Genomic DNA, 233 nt, shown 5'->3' with positions numbered 1-233 from the left:
CGGCGCGTTCTTTGCTGCGCAATTTGGTGAGCAACAGCGGCAATTCGACATTCTGCGCGGCGGTCAGCATCGGCATCAGATTATAGAACTGGAAAATGAAGCCGATATTGGCGGCCCGCCAGGCTGCCAATTCGCCCTCGGAGAGGCCGTCGATGCGATGGTCCGCCACCGCAATCTCGCCCGCGTCGACGCGGTCGATGCCGCCCAGCAGGTTGAGTAGCGTCGTCTTGCCC

Annotated in this window: 1 protein-coding gene; it reads right to left on the bottom strand. The window is 61.8% G+C overall.

Going from position 1 to position 233, the window contains the following annotated elements:
- Positions 1 to 233, bottom strand: a 233-nt coding sequence (locus QSV46_RS41160) for an ATP-binding cassette domain-containing protein (RefSeq protein WP_314964551.1), incomplete at both ends; no start/stop codon positions are given.

The organism is Bradyrhizobium cosmicum, assembly GCF_032290525.1.
Classification (GTDB): Bacteria; Pseudomonadota; Alphaproteobacteria; order Rhizobiales; family Xanthobacteraceae; genus Bradyrhizobium; species Bradyrhizobium cosmicum_A.
This window is presented reverse-complemented; position numbering and strand designations above follow the sequence as displayed.